We start from the raw sequence: 20,880 nt of genomic DNA on the forward strand, positions 1-20,880 counted from the left end.
GCGACGCTATCAGCCGCCGATTCCGCCAGTACGGAGGCGACGCGGCTATGCCATCCTGAGTCCATGATTCCGGAGGATCGGCATGTGCCAGAACACCTGTTCCTGGTGCGGCACGGGCAGACCTGCTGGAACCTCGATCATCGGCTGCACGGACAACTCGACTCGCCTCTGACCGAGGACGGCATCCTTCAGGCGCAGAGCGTCGCCGCGCGCCTCGTCGACCGAGGCATCACCACCGTGTGCTCCAGCCCGCTCGGCCGCGCGCTCCGGACCGCGGTCATCGTCGCCGATCGGATCGGCGCAGATCTCGTGGAGGTACCGGAGCTCGCCGAGCTCCATCACGGTGAGATGGCCGGCCTGACCTGGTCCGAGATCGATGAACGATTCCCCACCGCCCGCGAGGACCGGGCTGAGAACCGATATGGTTGGGCATTTCCCGGAGGTGAGAGCTACGCCCAGGCGAAGGGACGTGCCCGCCGGGCACTGTCGGTGTGCGGGTGGGCTTCGTCCGGGATCCCGCTGCTGGTGAGTCACGAGATGATCGGTCGGCTGTTGCGTGCGGAGCTCCGGGGCCTGGCCCCCGCATCCGCGCTCTCGCTGCGGCACCCTCAGGGCGTGGTGTTCGAGATCGACTCGGGGATCGAACGGATCGTCTAGCGGTCGTCGTCCGGCAGCAGATCCGGGCGCCGACGTCGCGTCCGTTCGATCTGCTGATCCCGCCGCCAGGAAGCGATCACGCCGTGATTGCCGCTCAGCAGCACGTCCGGCACCGGTCGCTCTCGCCACACCGACGGCTTCGTGTAAGACGGGTACTCGAGGAGTCCGTCCTCGTGAGACTCCTCGACGAGGCTCGCCGGATTTCCCACGACACCGGGGATCAGGCGACCGATGGCCTCGATCATCGCCATCGTCGCCACTTCCCCGCCGTTGAGGACGTAATCGCCGAGACTGATGAGCCGCACCTCGCCGAGCGATGAGGCGTATTCGAACACCCGCTCGTCGATCCCCTCGTATCGACCGCATCCGAAGATGAGGTGGTCGCGAGTGCTGAGATCGCGTGCGGTGGCCTGCGTGAAGACCTCGCCTGCGGGCGAGGGGAAGATGATCGTGGGCCGACTGCCCTCTTCGGACGGAGCAGATGATGCCAGCTCGTCGAGCGCGAGCCCCCAGGGCTCCGGCTTCATCACCATCCCCGCCCCGCCCCCGTAGGGGGTGTCGTCCACGGTGCGGTGACGATCAGACGTCCACTCGCGGAGGTCTCGGACACGCAGGTCGAGGATGCCGGTACTCTGCGCCTTCCCGAGCAGGGAGAGCGTCAGACCGTCGAAGTACGACGGGAAGATCGAGAGGACGTCGATGCGCACTGGCGGGCCGAACGAGGGATCAGTCAGTGGCGTCGGAGTCGGAGGACTCCCCCGCCTCCGTCGCATCGGACGCGTCAGGGAGCTCTTCGAAGAGGCCCGCAGGCGGCGTGACGATGACGCGCCCGGCGCTGATGTCGACCGTGGGAACGATCGCCTGGACGAACGGCACCATGATGTCCTGCTCGCCGGACCTGACGATGAGCAGATCCTGCGCAGGGAAATGCTCGACGCGAGCCACCTTGCCCACGACGACGCCGTCACGGACGACGTCGAGACCCACGAGCTGATGGTCGAACCACGCGTTGTCCTCGACCTCGTCGTTGTCCTGATCGATCCAGAGGATGGCTCGGACGAGAGTCTCTGCGCCCTCGCGATCGTCGACATCCTTGAGGAAGACGACGGGGTTGCCGTTCATCACGCGGTATTCGCGAACGACGACGGTCTTGCCGTGCCACGGAGATGCCTCAGGCACCTGCAACGTGAACTCGGCTCCCGGAGTGAATCGGCGTTCCGGGTTGTCGGTGTACAGCTCGAGCTTGAGAGCGCCCTTGAGGCCGTGGGCCTTGACGAGGCGCCCCACCCGCAGCTGGTTCTTGCCCTGGTTGCGGTCCTTGGACACCACGTCAGTCATCCGCGACGTCGACCCGGACACGCCGCCCATCCGCGAGAGCGGCGATGAGCGTGCGCAGTGCTTTTGCGGTGCGGCCGCCGCGCCCGATCACTCGACCACGGTCGTCGGGGTGCACACGCACCTCGAGCAGGTCGCCTCTCGGCGTCGTGGAAGCGTTGATGCGGACATCTTCAGGGTGATCGACGATCCCCTTGACGATGTGTTCGAGCGCGGCGGCGAGCACGACGAATTACTCTGCGTCGGCGGCGGGAGCCTCTGCGGCCTCCGCGTCGGCCTTGGCGGGAGCCTCCTCAGCGGGGGCCTCCACCTTCTTCTCGGCCTTGGGCTTGACGACGGACTTCTTGGACGCGTCGATCTCGAACGGAACCTTGGGCTCCTTGACCTTCAGCGTGGACTTCGCGTCCTTGTCACCCTTGAACTTGCCCCAGTCGCCCGTGATCTTGAGCAGAGCAGCGACCTGCTCGGTCGGCTGAGCGCCGACGGAGAGCCAGTACTGCGCACGGTCGGAGTCGATCTCGATGAACGAGGGCTCCTCGGTGGGGTGGTACTTGCCGATCTCCTCGATCACGCGACCATCGCGCTTGGTCTTCGAGTCGGCGACGACGATGCGGTAGTACGGCGCACGGATCTTGCCCAGGCGCTTGAGACGAATCTTGACAGCCACGATTCTCCTGAATTGTGTGGAAGGTAACGAACCGATCGCCTGGAGAGTGGGGTGCACACCCGGCGGAAGCTCAAATAGGGAGGACGAGTGCTGGATAGAGGGTCGAGCACGTCGTCCGACCTTCTATTCTGCCAGATCCGCGGCCCAGGAGCGAAACGCGGCGACACGACGGTTGCCGTGTCGCCGACAGCGCGTGTCAGACTGTGCTCGTGAAGCTCGATTTCGCGCCATCGGCCCGGTCCACCGTCGGTCTCGAGTGGGAGATCATGCTCGCCGATCCGGTGAGCGGTGATCTCGTCGGCCGCGCCCCCGAGCTGCTGTCGGCACTCGAGGATGAGAGTGCAGAAGAACGGCATACCGTGACGGGCGAGCTCCTCACCAACACGATCGAGGTCACCAGCGGCATCGGCGATTCCGTGGCCCATGCCGTGGACGACATCGCCAACGCGATCACCGCTGTTCGTGCGGCGACGGATCCGGCCGGCATCGAGCTGCTCTCGGCCGGCAGTCACCCGTTCGCGCAGTGGTACCACCAGGAAGTGACCGACAAGACGCGCTACCACACCCTGATCGAGCGCACCCAGTGGTGGGGTCGGAACATGATGATCTGGGGGATCCACGTCCACATCGGCGTGGAGGATCAGCGCAAGGTCATCCCGATCATCAACGCCCTCGCCGCTTATCTCCCGCATCTGCAGGCTCTCTCCGCCTCGAGTCCGTTCTGGGCCGGTGAGCGCACCGGATACGCCTCGAACCGTGCTCTGGTGTTCCAGCAGCTGCCCACTGCGGGGCTCCCGTGGCCGCTGCAGGACTGGTCGGAGTACGAGGCCTACCTCGACGACATGGTGCGCACCGGTGTGATGGCGGACGCCACCGAAGTGCGCTGGGACATCCGGCCCGCACCGCGGTGGGGGACGATCGAGGTGCGGGCATGCGACGGGCTCTCCACGCTGCCGGAGCTCGCGGCAGTGGCCGCGCTCGTGCAGGTCCTGGTCGAGCATCTCTCGCGTCAGATGGACGAGGGACTCCCCCTCGCGCAGATGCCCGCCTGGTACCACCGGGAGAACAAGTGGCGCGCCGCGCGCTACGGCTTGGACGCGCGGGTGATCGTCGACGCCGCCGGAACCCAGCGTCCCGTGCGGGAGCATCTTTCGGAGGTGCTCGAGGAGCTCGCCCCGGTCGCGGTCGAACTCGGCTGCGTGCGTGAGTTCGGCAGCATCGAGACGATCCTCACGGACGGCGCGAGCTACGAGCGTCAGCTGACGATCGCGAACGCGACGGGCGGCGACCTCGGTGCAGTCGTCCAGCATCTGATCCGAGAGTTCCGCTCCGGCCCGGAATCCTCGACCGACGAGCCGTAGGGTCAGTCCTCGACGAGCCTGCGCGCGAGTCCTTCATCGAGCACCACGTCCGTGATGAGGTCGGCGGCGATGGCGGCGCGGAGGCTGGCGAGCTTCGGAACACCGGACACCACGCACACGCGTCGGGGCACCCGCCGCAGCCTGTCGAGACCCGGACCCGTCGCCCGTGCGTTGACACGGATGTCCCTCCAGGACCCGTCCGCGCGGAAGAAGACCGTGGCCACGTCGCCGATCGCATGGTCCTCCCGGAGGCTCCGGTAGTCGTCGCGACCGAGATAGCCGCCGACGTACACGCGACTGGGAACCTCCGCGGCCGGAGAGCCGAGACTGAACACGGCGATGTCCATCTTCGACTGCAGGTCGAGCACCCGCAGAGTGCTCCGCTCTCGCCACATCGCCTCGCGCGTCGAGGGATCGTCGAAGAAAGCGGGCACGGGGAACTGCTGCACCTGCGCACCGAACGCGCTGCCGAAGCGCTGGAGGATGTCGCTCGAGTACTCGACCCCGCTGGTCTGCGTGTTCCCGGCACCGTTCAACTGCACGAACGTCGTGTTGTGCGTCTCCTTCTGCGTGAGACCACGACTGACCGCGCTGATCGTGGATCCCCACGCGACACCCACGATCATGTTCGAGTCGACGAACTGCGACAGCAGTCGCCCTGCGGTCAGGGCCACCCGCTCGAGCCTCTCGACCTCGCTGACGATCTCGGGGATGGGCACGACGTGGGCCACGAGGCGATGCCTGTCCCGGATGCGCTGCTCCAGCATGCCGAGTCGCTCGAGAGGGGAATTGATGCGGATGTCCACGAGTCCGCTCTCGCGGGCGAAGCTGAGCAGGCGCGACACCGATGATCGCGAGGTCTTCAGCTCCTGCGCGATCACCTCCATGGTCTTGTCCTGCATGTAGTAGAGCTGTGCCGCGGTGAGCGCGGCGATCAGCTTGGAATCGCGCGATCCCGCGTCAGACTGGCGCATGACGACCTCCTCGAGTCGATCTTTGCACATATGTGCAACGGGCTTGCGCGTGGTGGGCGATCAGGTCGAAGCTGGGAGCACGCACAGAGAAGGGTCGAAGATGATCGAGTCGACACACTCATCACCGGAACGCGCGGCAGTCCGCGCCGTCCGTGAGTCCGGACGCACGAGCGTCCTTGTCATCGGAGCCGGGATCAACGGGATCTCCGCGTTCCGTGATCTGGCGCTGCAGGGCGTCGACGTACTGCTCGTCGAGCGAGGCGACTTCGCCTCCGGCGCGTCGGCGGCGTCGAGCCACATGATCCACGGCGGCATCCGCTATCTCGAGAACGGCGAGTTCCGACTCGTGCGCGAATCGGTCGAAGAGCGCAACGGGCTGCTGAAGATCGCCCCGCACTACGTCAAGCCGCTCGAGACGACGATCCCCATCTACTCGACCTTCTCCGGCATCCTGTCCGCTCCCCTGCGCTTCCTCACGCACAAGAGCGGCAAGCCCCAGGAGCGTGGAGCGTTCCTGATCAAGGTCGGACTGACGATCTACGACACGTTCTCCCGCGACGGCGGCATGGTGCCCCGTCACCGGTTCCTGGGTCGCAAGCGCTCGCTCGCCGAGCTCCCCTCGCTCGACCCGAACATCAAGTACACGGCCACCTACTACGACGCGTCGATGCACGACCCGGAGCGCCTCGCGCTCGACGTCCTGCAGGACGGACGCTCCGCACACCCCGGCGCCGTTGCACTGAACTACGTCGAGGCGATCGCGCGGGACGGCGAGAAGGTCGTCCTCCGCGATCGTGAGAGCGGGACCGAGTTCACCGTCACCGCCGATGTCGTCGTGAACGCATCCGGTCCGTGGACCGATCTCACCAACGACGCGCTGGGCAACGACACGCGTTTCATGGGCGGCACCAAGGGATCCCACATCGTCCTCGACCACCCCGAGCTCCTCGAGGCGACGCGCGGACGCGAGATCTTCTTCGAGCACTCCGACGGTCGCATCGTCCTGATCTACCCGCTCAAGGGTCGCGTTCTCGTGGGAACGACCGACATCGATGCAGACCCCCGCGAGGTCCCGGTGTGCACCGAGGAGGAGATCGACTACTTCTTCGACCTCATCCACCACGTCTTCCCGACGATCGACGTGACCCGCGAGCAGATCGTCTTCAACTTCTCGGGGATCCGTCCGCTCCCCCGGCACGAGGACACCGCACCGGGATTCGTCTCTCGCGACTATCGCATCGAAGTCGACGAGAAGGGTGCCGCCCCTCTCGTGAGCCTCGTCGGAGGCAAGTGGACCACCTTCCGAGCCCTCGGCGAATCGCTCTCCGACGTGGTGCTCGGTCTGATCGGTCGCACCCGCACCGTGTCCACCGCCGGACGCGCCATCGGCGGAGGCCGTGACTTCCCGCGCACCGAGAAGGCACGTCGCATCTGGATCCAGGAGAACCTGCCCGGAGCCGGCGATCGCGCCGAGCGTCTTCTCGCCCGATACGGAACCCGCGCCGCGCAGGTCTGGGAGTTCATCGAGCAGGGAGACGACGCGCCTCTGGTCGGCGGCGACCTCTCGACGCGTGAGCTGGCATGGATGGTCGAGAACGAGATGGTCGCGCGACTGCAGGACGTCGTTCTGCGCCGCACCAGCATCGCTTTCACCGGCAACGCCGACGCGGATGTGCTCGAAGAGCTTGCAGACGCGCTGTCTCCTCTGCTCGACTGGGATCGCGCACGGCACGATGCCGAACTCGAGCAGACGCGGGCGCTGCTGAACGAACGCCATGGACTCCAGATCTCGTCACGCGCACGCGGCTGACGAGACATCCGAACACCGCCCTCCACGCGGTGTAATTCCCAACAAGTGCCAGGGCTAAGGGGCCCTGGCACTCAAGAAAGGTCAATGAAGACATGACTGAAGTGAATCTCGGTCTCTACTTCCTCTCGGAGTTCGTCGGCACAGCGCTGCTGATCCTCCTCGGATGTGGTGTGGTCGCCAATGTCGCACTAGCCAAGAACAAGGGCTTCGGCGGCGGTTTCCTGATGGTCAACTGGGGATGGGGTCTCGCGGTCTTCGTGGGTGTCCTCGCCTCCGCCTACTCCGGCGCCATCCTGAACCCTGCTGTCGGCATCGGCCTTCTCGTCGCAGGCAAGATCGACTTCTCTCAGTTCGCGGTCGCGACCGGTGCTGAGCTGCTCGGCGCGATCGTCGGTGCGATCCTCACCTGGCTGGCCTACAAGCAGCACTTCGACGAGGAGCCCGACCCCGCCAACAAGCTCGGCGTCTTCTCGACCGGTCCCGCGATCCGCTCGTACGGCTGGAACCTCGTCACCGAGGTCATCGGCACGTTCGTCCTCGTGTTCGCGGTCTTCGCGTTCGCTGACTACGGCGACATCGAGATCGGCGTCCCCGGAGGCCTCGGCCCGCTCAGCGCCCTTCCCGTCGCACTCGTCGTGGTCGCCATCGGTGCATCGCTCGGTGGACCGACCGGATACGCGATCAACCCGGCACGCGACCTCGGCCCCCGCATCGCCCACGCCATCCTCCCGATCAAGGGCAAGGGTTCCAGCGACTGGTCCTACTCGTGGGTCCCGGTCGTCGGTCCGCTCATCGGTGGTGTCCTCGCCGCCGTCGCTGCGCCGGTACTGCTCAACCTCGCCTGAACCCGAACCTGACTTCAAAGGAGAACACAATGGCCGACTACATCATCGCCATCGATCAGGGCACCACCTCCAGCCGCGCGATCATCTTCGACAAGAAGGGCAGCATCGTCGCGACCGGTCAGAAGGAGCACGAGCAGATCCTGCCCAAGGCAGGCTGGGTCGAGCACGACCCCGCTGAGATCTGGCGCAACGTGCAGGAGGTCATCGGACTCGCACTGAGTCGCGCCGACCTGACGCGCCACGACATCGCCGCGGTCGGAATCACGAACCAGCGCGAGACCGCTGTGGTCTGGGACAAGACCACCGGCAAGGCCGTCTACAACGCCATCGTCTGGCAGGACACCCGTACGCAGGAGATCGTCGACCGCCTCGCGGCCGACGGCGGGGTCGAGCGGTTCAAGCCCATCGTGGGCCTCCCCCTCGCCACCTACTTCTCCGGCACCAAGATCGCCTGGATCCTCGAGAACGTCGAGGGCGCTCGCGAGAAGGCGGATGCCGGCGACCTCGTCTTCGGCACGACGGACAGCTGGGTGCTCTGGAACCTCACCGGCGGTGTCGACGGCGGCGTCCACGTGACGGACGTCACCAACGCCTCGCGCACGATGTTCATGGATCTCGAGACGCTCGAGTGGCGCGACGACATCCTCGAGGCGTTCGGCGTTCCCCGCTCGATGATGCCCGAGATCCGCTCCTCCTCCGAGGTCTACGGCGCAGCCGAGGACTCGTCACTGCTGCGCGAGACGCCGATCGCCGGCATCCTCGGCGACCAGCAGGCCGCGACCTTCGGCCAGGCCGCATTCAACACGGGCGAGAGCAAGAACACCTACGGCACCGGGTGCTTCCTGATCTTCAACACGGGTGAGGAGATCGTCCACTCGAAGAACGGCCTGCTCACCACTGTCGGCTACAAGCTCGGCGACGGACCGACGCACTACGCGCTCGAGGGCTCGATCGCCGTCACCGGATCCCTGATCCAGTGGCTGCGCGACCAGCTCGGCATCATCGGCTCCGCTCCCGAGGTCGAAGAACTCGCGAAGCAGGTCGACGACAACGGCGGCGTGTACATCGTCCCGGCGTTCTCCGGTCTGTTCGCGCCCTACTGGCGTCCGGACGCCCGCGGCGCCATCGTGGGCCTCACCCGCTACGCGAACAAGAATCACATCGCTCGCGCAGCGCTCGAGGCGGTCGCATTCCAGACCCGCGACGTGCTCGACGCCGTCAACGCGGATGCCGGAGTCGACCTCACGGAACTCAAGGTCGACGGCGGGATGGTCGCGAACGACGCGCTCATGCAGTTCCAGGCCGATGTGCTCGGTGTGCCGGTCGTTCGCCCCGTCGTGGCGGAGACGACAGCGCTCGGCGCCGCTTACGCGGCCGGTCTCGCCGTCGGATTCTGGAACGGACTCGACGACCTCTCCGCCAACTGGCAGGAGGACCGCCGTTGGGAGCCCTCCATGGAAGACGGAGAGCGCGATCGCCAGCTGCGTCTGTGGCGCAAGGCCGTCAGCAAGTCGATGGACTGGGTCGACGAAGACGTGAAGTGACCTCAGATACCTGAGTGGGCGGGCCCGGAGGATTCCTCCGGGCCCGCTTCATGATTCCGGCGCGACGTCATCGACTCGACGACGCGGAGGAAGGCGGACGTGACGTTGCGCGGGGCGCGATCGTCCCAGGCGACGTACTGAACCCGTACGGGACCATCGACGAGATCGACCGCCGCGACGTCGAAGGACGACGTAGCGATCACCCCCGGTGCCAGCAGTGAGATCGCGAGCCCCTGGGAGACGAGACCCAATATCAGCTCAGACGAGTCCGCTTGGAAGGGCACGTCACGTGTGATGCCGGCTGCCGCGAAGGCAGCGTCCGCCTGGGCGCGGCCAGATGTGCCCGCGGGAAAGTCCGCGAAGACCTCATCCGCGAGGTCGGCGAGGCTGACGCCGACATGCCCGGAGATGCGGTGAGCAGGGGATGCCGCGACGACAAGGCGTTCGCGGGCGAGTGCACGAAATGCCACGCTCCGAGGCTCGACGCCCTCTCGCAGTCCCAGCAGAGCGACATCGAGGTCGCCGCGCCGAACGGCCTCCACCAGCGTGTCGCTGTTGCCGACCGTGAGCTCGACCGCGGCATCCGGATGAGCGGCGCGGAACCGTGCGATCGCTTGCGGGACAGGGACGGCGCTGCCCGTGGGGATGACACCGAGATGAAGGGTGCCCACGACGCGGCCGGCCGTGGCAGCCGCAGCGTCACGCGCATCGTGCGCTGCTCTGACCGCCCGAATCGCATGGACGAGGAATGCCTCACCCGCCTCGGTGGTGCGTACGCTGCGGCTCGATCGGACGAACAGCCGCTGCCCGAGTTCCCGCTCGAGAGCAGCTATCTGGTGGCTCAGCGCCGACTGCGTCACGAAGCAGCGCTCGGCGGCGCGCGTGAAACTGGCGGACGACGCGACTTCGACGACGTATCTCAACTGCTGCAGATCCATGCATTCATGATCGCAGTTCATGTGTCAAGTGAGAACCATGCGTTGGACTCATGGCTGATGGGCATTCAGGCTGAAGGAATGAACCGCCTCGCCCTGCTGCTGCTCACCGCGCTGGCCCCTCTTTCGTGGGGCACCACCTACCTCGTGACGACGGAGTTGCTCCCGACCGGTCATCCCCTCTTCGCAGGACTCCTCCGCGCGCTTCCTGCGGGACTCGTCGCCATGGCGATCGGTCGCGCTCTGCCGCGCGGAGCCTGGTGGCTGAGATCTCTCGCACTCGGAACCCTCAACATCGGCGCATTCTTCCCGCTCCTGTTCATCGCCGCGGAAAGGCTGCCCGGCGGAGTCGCCGCCGCCGTCGCGGGTGTCCAACCGCTGACCATCCTCGGACTGAGTGCTCTGCTGCTCGGAGACCGCATCCGCCCTGTCACGGCAATCGCTGCCGCCGTGGGTGCCGGAGGCGTCGCTCTCGTCGTGCTCGGACCAGCAGCCCAGCTCGATGCCCTCGGCATCCTGGCGGCACTCGGCGGGGTGACTGCGACCTCGGTGGGCATGATCCTCACCAAGCGCTGGGGGCGCCCGGCAGGCGTGGGGGCCGTCGCCTACGCGGGGTGGCAGCTGACTGCGGGCGGGCTGATCCTGCTGCCCCTCGCCCTGTTGTTCGAAGGCACTCCCCCGACCGTCGACGGCGGAGCAGCGCTCGGGTACGTCTGGCTCGGATCGGTGGGAGGCCTGCTCGCCTACATACTGTGGTTTCGAGGCATCCAGCAGCTGCCGGTGATCGCACCCGGGCTGCTCGCTCTGCTCTCCCCCGTCGTGGCGACTCTGCTGGGCGCACTCGTCGCCGGCGAGAGGTTCACGACGGCTCAGGTCGTCGGAGTCGTTCTCGTCCTGGTCGCCCTCGTCGGAGGACAGCTGACCGCGCTCCGGCGACCCCGCCGGTCGTCACGTGTTCCGGAACCGGCGCTGCCCGCGCGCCGACTCTGAAGGGACGCCTCAGCTCTTGCCGAAGAGCTTCTGGATCTCCGCGAGGTCGGCTTCGCTCGGCGCCTTCGCGCCCCCGAGACCGAAACCCGAACCCGTCGGAGTCGACGTCGGAGCGAGGCCGGCGTTCTCGGCGGCGCGCTTGGCGGGGTTGCCCGAACGCGAACCGCCGGAGGACTTGCCCTTCTTGCTGCGCTTCGACGACGCGCCGGGCTTGCCCATGCCGGGCATCGACCCCATGCCGGGGATGTTCGGGGTGCCGCCGCGCGCGACGGTCTTCATCATCTTCGCGGCCTGATCGAAGCGCTGGACGAGCTGGTTGACATCCGTGACCGTCATTCCCGAACCGCGGGCGATACGCAGGCGACGAGAGCCGTTGAGGACCTTCGGATTGCGGCGCTCACCGGGAGTCATGGAGCGGATGATCGCCTCGGTGCGATCGATCTCGCGCTCGTCGAAGTCCTCGAGCTGCTGCTTCATCTGCCCCATGCCGGGAAGCATTCCCAGCATCTTCTTCATCGATCCCATCTTCTTCATCTGCTGAAGCTGGTCGAGGAAGTCTTCGAGTGTGAACTGCTCGGTCGCGAGCTTCTCGGCCATCTTGACGGCCTCTTCCTCATCGAAGGCCTGCTGGGCCTGCTCGATGAGGGTGAGGATGTCGCCGAGATCCAGGATCCGGCTGGCCATGCGATCGGGGTGGAACGGCTCGAGGTCTTCGAGGCGCTCACCGGTCGATGCGAAGATGATCGGGCGTCCGGTCACGGAGGCGACGGACAGCGCCGCACCACCGCGGGCATCTCCGTCGAGCTTCGACAGCACGACGCCGGTGAAGTCGACACCCTCCTGGAACGCACGAGCGGTGTTCACCGCATCCTGGCCGATCATGGCGTCGATGACGAAGAGAACCTCGTCGGGGTCGGTGGCCTTGCGGATGTCGGATGCCTGCTTCATGAGCTCGGCATCCACACCCAGGCGTCCGGCGGTGTCGATGATGACCACGTCGTGCTGGTGACGTCGCGCATGCTCGACACCGTCGCGCGAGACCTTGACCGGGTCGCCCACGCCGTTGCCCGGCTCGGGTGCGTAGACGGTGGCACCGGCCTGCTCGGCGACCACCTGGAGCTGGTTCACGGCGTTCGGGCGCTGGAGGTCCGCCGCGACGAGCAGAGGAGTGTGCCCCTCCCCCTCGAGCTGCTTCGCGAGCTTGCCCGCGAACGTCGTCTTACCCGAACCCTGGAGTCCTGCGAGCATGATGACCGTCGGCGCGGTCTTGGCGAACTGGAGACGACGCTGCTCGCCTCCGAGGATCTGCACGAGCTCCTCGTTGACGATCTGCACGACCTGCTGGGCCGGGTTCAGTGCCCTGTTGACCTCGTCGCCGAGGGCACGTTCGCGCACCTTCGCGGTGAAGTCCTTGACGACCGTGAGCGCGACGTCGGCGTCGAGCAGCGCGCGCCGGATCTCGCGCACTGTGCCGTCGACGTCGGCCGCAGTGAGCTTTCCCTTCGTGCGAAGGTTGCGGAAGGTCTCGGTGAGCCGATCGGAGAGCGTGCCAAAGGTAGCCATGGTGACACCGAGTTTACGCGAATCCTGACCCGTTCTCCGCGCTCGCTGCCGCGGTCCACGGCAACCGCGCGATCGCGCGCACAGCGTCGGCGAATCGATCGCTGACCGAACCGCGACCTGCGCCGCTCTCGGCCCAGGCTCGCACCGCAGCGAGAACCGCGGCGGCCCACGTCGCTGCCGCGATGTCGGCGGTGAGCGCGGGGACGCCGGAGCGCCGGGCGAGATCGGCGAGGGTCGCAGCCAGACGCGCCTGTCGCCGTGCGGCGTCCTGCTCGAGTTCGTCGTCGAGCCCCATCGCGGACGAGTTGTTGATCGCGAGTGCGAGGCTGTCGGGTGCGAAGTCGTCGACGAGAGCCGAGAGGATGCGTCTCGACGTGCGCGCCGTCACGATCTTCGTGCACCGCGACCAGATCTTCGACCGCACGACCGATGCGGTCGTCGAGACCGGACCAGAGCACGTCGCTCTTCGACGAGAAGTAGTTGAAGAAGCTCGAGCGGCTCACTCCGGCTCGCTGGGTGATGTCGGCGACCGAGGTGGCGTCGTACCCCTGCTCCAGGAACAGCTCGCAGGCAGCCTCGGCGAGAGTCTCCCGCGAAGACGCCTTCGGCCGCCCTGCTCGGCTCGTGCTGCTCATGTCAACACGCTACCGCGCGTCGCTGCGGCGCGCCGCCGTCAGTGCGGAGGAGTATTCTTAGACGCAATCCATCTATTGACGAGAGTGGTCTCCATGCTCGAGATACTGACGGCGGGTCTCGCCCCGACGTACGTCCCCTACACCGTGGGCTGGGATCTGCAGCGCAGCATCCATGCCGACGTCGTGTCCGGCACCCGTCCGGACACGCTCATCCTCCTCGAGCATGAGGCCGTGTACACCGCCGGCAAGCGGACCGAGCCGCAGGAGCGCCCCCACGACGGCACTCCGGTGATCGACGTCGACCGCGGCGGGAAGATCACCTGGCATGGCCCCGGCCAGCTCGTGGGATACCCGATCGTCCGACTGCCCGAGCCGATGGACGTCGTCGCTCACGTCCGCCGCCTCGAGCGCATCCTGATCGACGTGCTCCGTCCGCTCGGCGTCGACGGGTACCAGGTCGAGGGACGCAGCGGCGTATGGGTCCGCCGCCCGCTCTCGGAGGACAAGGTCGCGGCGATCGGGGTGCGTGTGCAGCAGGGCGTCACGATGCACGGCTTCGCGATCAACTGCGACAACACTCTCGCGGGCTTCGGCGGCATCATCCCGTGCGGGATCACCGACGCGGGCGTGACGACGGTGAGCGAGGTGGTCGGTGCTGACGTCTCCCCCGCCGACATCAGCGCCTCCGTGTCCGCCGCCTTCCTCGCCGAATACTCGACCGCCGACCGTGTAGGAGCCTCCAGATGACCGCCGCACCCGAGGGACGCAAGCTCCTCCGCCTCGAGATCCGCAACGCCGAGACGCCCATCGAGCGCAAGCCGGAATGGATCAAGACGAAGGCGAAGATGGGGCCCGAGTACACCGCACTCCACTCGCTGGTGAAAAGCGAGGACCTCCACACCGTGTGCCAGGAGGCGGGGTGTCCGAACATCTTCGAATGCTGGGAGGACCGAGAAGCGACCTTCCTCATCGGCGGGTCGCAGTGCACCCGTCGGTGCGACTTCTGCCAGATCGACACCGGCAAGCCCGACGCCTACGACACGGACGAGCCGCGCCGGGTCGCCGAGAGCGTCGTGCGGATGAACCTCCGCTATGCGACGGTCACCAGCGTCGCCCGCGACGACCTCCCGGACACCGGAGCCTGGCTGAATGCCGAGACCGTCCGGAAGATCCACGAGCTCAACCCGAACACCGGAGTAGAGCTGCTCGCCAACGAGCACAACGCCGATCCGGCCTTCCTCGGCCAGATCTTCGACGCACGCCCCGAGGTCTTCGCCCACAACGTCGAGACCGTGCCGCGCATCTTCAAGCGCATCCGCCCTGCATTCCGGTACGAGCGCTCGCTCGATGTGATCACCCAGGCACGCAACGCGGGACTGATCACCAAGTCCAACCTCATCCTCGGAATGGGCGAGGAACCGGAGGAGGTCGTCCAGGCGCTGAACGACCTGCACGACGCCGGCTGCGACATCATCACCATCACGCAGTATCTGCGGCCGTCTCCTCGTCACCTGCCTGTCGCACGCTGGGTCAAGCCGACGGAGTTCGTGGAGTTCAAGGAGGAGGCCGAGCGGATCGGCTTCCTCGGCGTGCTCGCAGGCCCCCTCGTGCGCTCGTCCTACCGCGCCGGCCGGCTGTGGGCGCAGTCGATGGTGTCGAAAGGACGCGAGATCCCGCCGCACCTGGCGCACATCGCCGAGAGTGCAGACCTCGGCTTCGCCCAAGCCGTCTGAACTGAGGCGGGAACGGTCAGTCCGCGCTCATCACGGATTGCACGCTGCCGTCGGAGCCGAGGTTCACGAGCAGGACGTCGTCGGTGGTGGTGGCGTCGAGCGCGTACTCCAACACGGCGAAGGGCTCGGATCCACCGTGCTCGTCGGCGAGAATCGTCATGCTCATGAGCCGGAGCGATCGGATGATGTCGACGGCGGCGTCACCGCTCACGTCGACGAGGATGTCTTCGAGCTCGTCACCATACGCCTCCTGCTGCTGAAGGATGTACTCGGTGACCTCGCTCGTGCGATCGTCGACCTCCGCGAGCATGCCCCGCCGCGAGACCGCGTCGACGTTCTCGATCCCCGCGATGAGCGAAGCGGCGATGTCGAGCGCGTCGGCAGAGACATCGTCCTGGTCGGGAGCCGTGAGGTCGACGGTGACGCTCTGGTCACCGAGCTCCACCGTCTCGGACCAGAAGATCGAGCCGTCGGGCCCTGAGGACAGGAGTCCGAAGTAGTCGTGTTCGATCGCCATAACGCTATGAAACCAGCCTCGTGCTCGCGGCGGTAGTCCCGTCGTCAGCCGACGAGCGACTTGACGAAGACATGGGGGGTGAATCCGGTCAGATCATCGATGCCCTCGCCCTGCCCGAGGAGCTTGACGGGGATGCCGGTGCGCTCCTGCACGGCGAGGACGAAACCGCCCTTCGCCGATCCGTCGAGCTTGGTCAGGACGAGACCGGTGACGCCGGCATGCTGGAGGAAGGCCTCGGCCTGCATCACTCCGTTCTGCCCGGTCGTGGCGTCGAGCACGAGAAGGACCTCGCTGATCGGCGCCTGCTTCTCGATCACGCGACGGATCTTTCCCAGCTCATCCATCAGCCCGCCCTTGGTGTGCAGACGACCGGCCGTGTCGATGATCGCGATCTCGATGCCCTCACGCTGGGCGAACTCGATCGTCTGGTAGGCGACGGATGCCGGATCCTGGCCCTCCTGCTGGGGACGGACGATCGCCGCTCCCCGCGCTGCGCCCAGGTGGCGAGCTGATCGACGGCCGCCGCACGGAACGTGTCGGCTGCGCCGACCACCACGCTGCGCTGGAACCCGCGGAGGAACTTGGTGAACTTGCCGATCGTCGTGGTCTTGCCGACGCCGTTGACGCCCACGACGAGCACGACCGCCGGTCGCTCGGTGAGCTTCAGGGTGGTGTCGAACTTCGCGAAGTGCTCCTCGAGCGTCTCGCGCAGCATCCGCTGGAGATCCTGCGGATCGGTCGTGCGGTAGCGCTCGACCTTCTCTCGAAGCTCCTCGACGACCCTCTCGCTGATGTCGGGACCGAAGTCAGCCGTGATGAGAGCGGTCTCGAGGTCCTCCCACGTCGTCTCGTCGATAGTGGGCTTGACGAACATCCCGCGCAGCGCGCGAGTGAGGGACCACGACTTCTCCGCCATGACTCCAGCCTACGGGTAGCGCCGTCAGACGGCGGCCGCGCGGTCGCCCACGCGCTGCCCGACGACCGCAGAGACGCCGTCCTGACGCATCGACACACCGTAGAGAGCGTCCGCGATCTCCATGGTTCGCTTCTGGTGCGTGATGACGAGCAGCTGCGAGCTCTCGCGAAGCTGCTCGAACACGGTGAGCAGGCGGCCGAGATTGGCGTCGTCGAGCGCCGCCTCGACCTCGTCGAGGATGTAGAAGGGGCTCGGGCGCGCCTTGAAGATGGCGACGAGCAGCGCGACCGCGGCGAGGGAGCGCTCACCTCCCGAGAGCAGGGAGAGCCGCTCGATCTTCTTGCCGACCGGACGCACCGACACCTCGATGCCCGTGGTGAGCATGTTCTCGGGATCCGTCAGCGAGATGCTTCCGGATCCGCCGGGGAACAGCAGAGGGAAGACCTCTCCGAACGCGATCCTCGTGTCTTCGAACGCGCTCGCGAAGATCGTCTGCATCCGCTCGTCGAGATCGGCGATGATCGTGAGCAGATCCTGACGGGTCTGGGTCAGGTCGGCGAGCTGTTCGGTGAGGAATGCATGGCGCTGCTCGAGTGCCGCGAACTCCTCCAGCGCGAGCGGGTTCACGCGTCCGAGTTGAGCGAGCTTGCGCTCCGCATCAGCCAGTCGGCGCTGCTGAATCCGTCGATCGAACGGGATCGCCGTGTCGAGCTGCTCGTCATCGGCGGTCTCCGCAGCGGGGTCGCGCGGAAGGAGCTGGTCGGGACCATATTCCGCAACGAGAATATCTTCGTCGAGCGCGAGCTCCGACGCCACCCGCTCCAGGAGGCTGTTGAGGTGCAGCTTCTTCTCATGGATCTGCAGCTCGAGACCGTGGACGCTCTCGGTGAGGCCGGCCAACCTCTCCCGGAGCGAGGTCTCCTGCGCGCGCAGAGCCGTCAACTCCTGGTTCTGCGCCGATCGCGCCGACTCCGCCTCGGCCAGCGCGACGCGTGCCTCGGTGACGGACCGATCGATCGAATCGAGGATGCGCGGGAGCTCTAGCGCGACGCCGGATGCCGCCTCGCGCTGCGCACGGCGGATGACGGCCCGGCGCGCTGCCTCGGCAGCCGCGTCCCGCTCCTGCTCGCGCTGCCGCTCGAGACCGACGACCCGGGACTGGGCAGCGCGCACGCGCTCACGCAGCGTCTCGATCTCCAGGCGAGCCCTGACCTCGCCCTCGCGTGCGATCTCGAGCGCTTCGAGCAGTCCGTCACGCGCTGAGGCGTCGAGCACGGGCCGCGGCGCCGCGACAGCGGCGTCCCACTCGGCCTTGGCTGCCTCCGACGCGGCCTCGGCCTCCTGCACCGCGCTCTGCGCCTGCGCGAGCCCGTTCTCGAGTCGCTCGCACTCGGCGACCGCCGACTCGTGGGTGACCGTGATGCGGTTGACCTGCTCGGCGTGCGTCGCCAGCGCGGCATCGTGCTCGCGGAGCGCCCGGAGCGCGTCCTTCGCCAGACGACGGGATGTCTCGACGGACTCGTTCGCGTCCTCACGCGCCTCCCGCAGCGAATCGACGATGACCTGCACTTCGGCCAGGCGGTCGTTCGCCGCGTCTCGTTCGGCGGCGAGCTCGAGGCGCGAGCGTTCGCCGCCGGAACCCGTGCGCAGAGTCTGAGCGGTGACGACGTCGCCGGCGGTGGTCACGATCGTGGTGGTGGTGTCGCCGGCGAGATCGAGTGACAGTCGCGCGGCACGCGCTGCGTCGAGGCTGTCTGCGATGACGACGTGCGACAGGATGCCGAGGACGCCGTCCGGCGCCGTGACCGTGTCGACCGCGCGGGTCACCCCATCGATGGCGGGCAGCTCGATCGACGGACGCGCGGAGTCGGCGATCACGAAATCGACCACTCCCCGTCGCTGCTCCGACGCGTCGCCGGCGAGGTCGAACGCATCGTCCGCGACGTCGACGAGGACGCCTTCGGCGAGGGGACCCAGCACCGCCGCGACGGCAGCTTCGAATCCGCTCCTGACCTGCACCGAGTCGCCCACGAGTCCGCGTATCCCCGGACCGCCGGTCTTCACGATCTCCGCGGCTCCTCCGGAGATCGCGAGCGCGCTCCCGAGCGCCGCCGACTTCGCGGTGAGCGCGTCGACCTCGCGTTCCGCCGCGTGCAGCCGCTCACGGAGCGTCTCCCGCTCGGCTTCGGCCGCCGTCGCAGCCCGCTGCGCGCTCTCGTACGTTGCGGAATGCTCGGCTGCCGTGCCCTCAGGCGCCTCTGCATCGGCGATCGCCTCGAGGGCTTCCGCTGCGTCACGACGGCGCGCGTTCGCCGCCTCGAGAGCGTTCTCCTGTCGAAGAACCGCGCCCCGCACGGCAGCGAGAGCGGACGCGGCCGCATCGGCTGTGCCACGCAGCGAACTGATGCGCATGTCGTACTCCGACACCAGCGCGCTCTGTTCGGCGATGTCGACGTCGAGAGTGTCGAGTTCGGCGCGCGCGAGCATCACCTCGCGGCTCGCCACGGTCGCCGCTTCCTGGGCGTCACCGAGGCCCGCGGAGATCACGGTGATCTCATCCTTCGCCTCGTCGATCGTGCTCTGCGTGACCGTGACGGCGGTCACTGCCGCGTCATCGTCGTCCGAGCCGAGCAACGCGAGCCGCTGATTGGCCAGAGTGTAAAGCCCGCGCATCCGCTCCTGCACCTGCTCGAGACCGAAGGCGACGCTTCGCGCCTGATCCACCGCGGCCGAGTTCTGATCCTGCTCGAGCCGTGCGATGTTCGCCCGCACCGCCTCCGCCTGATCGGACAGCACCAGTCGTTCGGTATGTCTCTCGTTCTCCGTGCGCGTGTGATCGGCCAGGGCGGTGCGCAGCGCCACGACGTCGTCGGCGAAGATCCGGGCCTTGGCATCGCGGACGACCGCGGCGATCGTCTGCGCCTCTCGCGCGATCTCGGCCTGGCGTCCCAGCGGCTTCAGTTGACGGCGGATCTCACCCGCGAGGTCGCTCAATCGCGTGAGGTTGGTCTCCATCGCATCGAGCTTGCGAAGGGTCTTCTCCTTGCGCCGCCGATGCTTGAGGATGCCGGCGGCCTCTTCGATGAAGCCACGACGGTCTTCCGGCGATGCCTGGAGCACTGTGTCCAGCCGGCCCTGTCCGACGATGACGTGCATCTCGCGTCCCAGCCCCGAGTCGCTGAGGAGCTCCTGCAGATCGAGCAGGCGGCAGTTCTCTCCGTTGATCGCGTACTCGCTCGATCCGTTGCGGAACAGAGTCCGGCTGATCGTGACCTCGGCGAACTCGATCGGCAGTGCTCCGTCGCTGTTGTCGATCGTCAGCTGCACCTCGGCGCGGCCCAGCGGCCCCCGGGTCGAGGTGCCTGCGAAGATGACGTCTTCCATCTTGCCGCCGCGCAGCGTTTTGGCCCCTTGTTCGCCCATGACCCACGCGAGGGCGTCCACCACGTTGGACTTGCCTGACCCGTTGGGTCCGACGATGCAGGTGACACCCGGCTCGAAGACGAAGCTGGTCGGCTGCGCGAAGGACTTGAACCCCTTGAGGGTCAGGCTCTTCAGATGCATGCGCGTACCGCGTCTCGGGGGTGAATCACGCCCATACGCTACCGGAATGACGGCTCAGAACGGGCATCCCGCGCGGGTTCGCAGTGAACCGGAATTCCGCGCGACACGCCGATCCACGCCGGTCATGCTTGACGGACACGCCCGGGTTTCGCTACCGTAACCTCCGGATCGCCACACGAAAGGAGGTTACCGATGATCACTCAGCTCACTGCTCAGGCCACTGGCCTCGCCGCGCCATTCGCGCCGCGCTCTGCGCACTCGGTAACCGCCGGCGTCCGTCGAAGCGCTCTCTCGTAGAACCGCAGCCCGAGAACTCTGCCCCGAACCATCCACCGGTCTCCGACCTGTGACGGGGCTTCTCGCCCGCTCTACTCCGCGCTCCGCCCTCTGATCCCCTCCGGATCACGGCTCTCCGCCGATCCCGGCGCTCGCCTTCGGGCGCACCGGGCTCTCGACTCTCACCGCGCACCGCCGCCCTTCAACGAAGGCCCTGCGGCCGCGTTCGCCGCACCCATCACCACCATTCATCTCGAAGGAATCATCGTGAACACCACGCTGTACCGCAGCATCCCCCACCCTCCGGATACCGAGGACCAGCAGGTCCTCCACATCCCCGCAGCCGATGAGCTGCGGCGCCTCGCGCTGGCAGATCGTCTCTCTCTCCGGATCGGCCTCTGGCTGCTCCAGAGGGCACAGCGCCCTCGCCCGGTACGTCGTATCGCCGCCGCCGAAGCGGATGCGCTGCGTCTCGATCGACGTGATCGCACGCCCGGCGAGACCTACGCCCTGCTCACCTACGACCTGCAGCGTCAGCTGCGCTGACCTGGAGATCGC

The 20,880-nt window shown here is 67.1% G+C and carries 19 protein-coding genes and 2 pseudogenes; 9 read left to right on the top strand and 12 right to left on the bottom strand.

Annotated elements, in window-relative coordinates:
• The first annotated feature begins 84 nt into the window (after window positions 1-84).
• A complete protein-coding gene (locus ACZZZQ_RS17685; RefSeq protein WP_320488174.1) occupies window positions 85-657 on the top strand; it encodes a histidine phosphatase family protein in 573 nt (190 codons plus the stop codon).
• Here the strand turns inward: ACZZZQ_RS17685 and trmD are convergent.
• The 4 genes from trmD to rpsP are packed head-to-tail and all read right to left on the bottom strand — an operon-like array spanning window position 654 to window position 2,659.
• On the bottom strand, window positions 654-1,364 hold the full coding sequence (trmD, locus tag ACZZZQ_RS17690; RefSeq protein ID WP_053095944.1) for a tRNA (guanosine(37)-N1)-methyltransferase TrmD: 711 nt from the start codon (window positions 1,362-1,364) through the stop codon (window positions 654-656). The genes ACZZZQ_RS17685 and trmD overlap by 4 nt on opposite strands.
• Window positions 1,365-1,383: 19 nt before the next feature.
• The gene (gene rimM, locus ACZZZQ_RS17695) at window positions 1,384-1,995 is read right to left on the bottom strand and encodes a ribosome maturation factor RimM (RefSeq protein WP_053095943.1); all 612 of its coding nucleotides are present in this window, start codon (window positions 1,993-1,995) and stop codon (window positions 1,384-1,386) included.
• Window positions 1,988-2,218 carry an RNA-binding protein gene (locus ACZZZQ_RS17700; RefSeq protein WP_053095941.1) on the bottom strand — a complete coding sequence of 77 codons (231 nt, stop codon included), beginning with the start codon at window positions 2,216-2,218 and terminating at the stop codon, window positions 1,988-1,990. Before ACZZZQ_RS17700 ends, rimM begins: the two co-directional genes overlap by 8 nt.
• A gap of 6 nt (window positions 2,219-2,224) precedes the next feature.
• Window positions 2,225-2,659 (bottom strand): 30S ribosomal protein S16, encoded by a 435-nt coding sequence (rpsP, locus tag ACZZZQ_RS17705; RefSeq protein WP_053095939.1) that lies wholly within the window; start codon window positions 2,657-2,659, stop codon window positions 2,225-2,227.
• A gap of 209 nt (window positions 2,660-2,868) precedes the next feature.
• Here rpsP and ACZZZQ_RS17710 point away from each other — a divergent pair, with 209 nt between their 5' ends.
• Window positions 2,869-4,020 carry a glutamate--cysteine ligase gene (locus ACZZZQ_RS17710; RefSeq protein ID WP_072592271.1) on the top strand — a complete coding sequence of 384 codons (1,152 nt, stop codon included), beginning with the start codon at window positions 2,869-2,871 and terminating at the stop codon, window positions 4,018-4,020.
• Window positions 4,021-4,022: 2 nt separating this feature from the next.
• Here the strand turns inward: ACZZZQ_RS17710 and ACZZZQ_RS17715 are convergent, their stop codons facing one another.
• Window positions 4,023-4,994, bottom strand: a complete 972-nt coding sequence (locus ACZZZQ_RS17715; RefSeq protein ID WP_053099094.1) for a sugar-binding transcriptional regulator — start codon at window positions 4,992-4,994, stop codon at window positions 4,023-4,025.
• A gap of 100 nt (window positions 4,995-5,094) precedes the next feature.
• On the opposite strand from ACZZZQ_RS17715, the gene ACZZZQ_RS17720 reads away from it, so the two are divergent.
• The 3 genes from ACZZZQ_RS17720 to glpK all read left to right on the top strand — a co-directional run bounded on the left by ACZZZQ_RS17720 (window position 5,095) and on the right by glpK (window position 9,193).
• A complete protein-coding gene (locus ACZZZQ_RS17720; RefSeq protein WP_463508039.1) occupies window positions 5,095-6,804 on the top strand; it encodes a glycerol-3-phosphate dehydrogenase/oxidase in 1,710 nt (569 codons plus the stop codon).
• A gap of 92 nt (window positions 6,805-6,896) precedes the next feature.
• On the top strand, window positions 6,897-7,649 hold the full coding sequence (locus ACZZZQ_RS17725; RefSeq protein WP_053095936.1) for an MIP/aquaporin family protein: 753 nt from the start codon (window positions 6,897-6,899) through the stop codon (window positions 7,647-7,649).
• Between the two features lie 29 nt (window positions 7,650-7,678).
• Window positions 7,679-9,193, top strand: coding sequence for a glycerol kinase GlpK (gene glpK, locus ACZZZQ_RS17730; protein WP_053095934.1), 1,515 nt, complete (start codon window positions 7,679-7,681; stop codon window positions 9,191-9,193).
• 2 nt (window positions 9,194-9,195) lie between these two features.
• Here glpK and ACZZZQ_RS17735 read toward each other — a convergent pair whose 3' ends face one another.
• Window positions 9,196-10,131 carry a LysR family transcriptional regulator gene (locus ACZZZQ_RS17735; RefSeq protein ID WP_463508040.1) on the bottom strand — a complete coding sequence of 312 codons (936 nt, stop codon included), beginning with the start codon at window positions 10,129-10,131 and terminating at the stop codon, window positions 9,196-9,198.
• A 78-nt stretch (window positions 10,132-10,209) separates the two neighbouring features.
• Here ACZZZQ_RS17735 and ACZZZQ_RS17740 point away from each other — a divergent pair, with 78 nt between their 5' ends.
• Window positions 10,210-11,118: an EamA family transporter gene (locus ACZZZQ_RS17740; RefSeq protein WP_463508041.1), complete on the top strand. Its 909-nt coding sequence runs from the start codon at window positions 10,210-10,212 to the stop codon at window positions 11,116-11,118.
• 9 nt (window positions 11,119-11,127) lie between these two features.
• Here the strand turns inward: ACZZZQ_RS17740 and ffh are convergent, their stop codons facing one another.
• From ffh to ACZZZQ_RS17755, 3 genes and pseudogenes are all read right to left on the bottom strand, one after another.
• Window positions 11,128-12,681, bottom strand: coding sequence for a signal recognition particle protein (gene ffh, locus ACZZZQ_RS17745; RefSeq protein WP_463508042.1), 1,554 nt, complete (start codon window positions 12,679-12,681; stop codon window positions 11,128-11,130).
• 13 nt (window positions 12,682-12,694) lie between these two features.
• On the bottom strand, window positions 12,695-13,105 hold the full coding sequence (locus tag ACZZZQ_RS17750) for a hypothetical protein (RefSeq protein WP_463508117.1): 411 nt from the start codon (window positions 13,103-13,105) through the stop codon (window positions 12,695-12,697).
• 88 nt (window positions 13,106-13,193) lie between these two features.
• Window positions 13,194-13,316 (bottom strand): annotated as a pseudogene (locus ACZZZQ_RS17755) (TetR family transcriptional regulator); the annotation flags it as partial.
• Window positions 13,317-13,409: 93 nt separating this feature from the next.
• Here ACZZZQ_RS17755 and lipB point away from each other — a divergent pair.
• The gene (gene lipB, locus ACZZZQ_RS17760) at window positions 13,410-14,063 is read left to right on the top strand and encodes a lipoyl(octanoyl) transferase LipB (RefSeq protein WP_053095925.1); all 654 of its coding nucleotides are present in this window, start codon (window positions 13,410-13,412) and stop codon (window positions 14,061-14,063) included.
• Window positions 14,060-15,049 (top strand): lipoyl synthase, encoded by a 990-nt coding sequence (lipA, locus tag ACZZZQ_RS17765; protein WP_053095923.1) that lies wholly within the window; start codon window positions 14,060-14,062, stop codon window positions 15,047-15,049. The genes lipB and lipA overlap by 4 nt, the downstream gene beginning before the upstream one ends.
• Window positions 15,050-15,065: 16 nt before the next feature.
• On the opposite strand, the gene ACZZZQ_RS17770 is transcribed toward lipA, so the two are convergent.
• The 3 genes and pseudogenes from ACZZZQ_RS17770 to smc all read right to left on the bottom strand — a co-directional run bounded on the left by ACZZZQ_RS17770 (window position 15,066) and on the right by smc (window position 20,046).
• Complete coding sequence (locus ACZZZQ_RS17770; RefSeq protein WP_463508043.1) at window positions 15,066-15,566, bottom strand: DUF2004 domain-containing protein; 501 nt, start codon at window positions 15,564-15,566, stop codon at window positions 15,066-15,068.
• A 44-nt stretch (window positions 15,567-15,610) separates the two neighbouring features.
• Window positions 15,611-16,482, bottom strand: a pseudogene (gene ftsY, locus ACZZZQ_RS17775) (signal recognition particle-docking protein FtsY).
• A gap of 24 nt (window positions 16,483-16,506) precedes the next feature.
• Window positions 16,507-20,046, bottom strand: coding sequence for a chromosome segregation protein SMC (gene smc, locus ACZZZQ_RS17780; RefSeq protein ID WP_463508044.1), 3,540 nt, complete (start codon window positions 20,044-20,046; stop codon window positions 16,507-16,509).
• Window positions 20,047-20,589: 543 nt separating this feature from the next.
• On the opposite strand from smc, the gene ACZZZQ_RS17785 reads away from it, so the two are divergent.
• A complete protein-coding gene (locus ACZZZQ_RS17785; protein ID WP_463508045.1) occupies window positions 20,590-20,868 on the top strand; it encodes a hypothetical protein in 279 nt (92 codons plus the stop codon).
• The last annotated feature ends 12 nt before the right edge of the window (window positions 20,869-20,880 follow it).

It is taken from the genome of Microbacterium sp. AC132 (assembly GCF_979258525.1).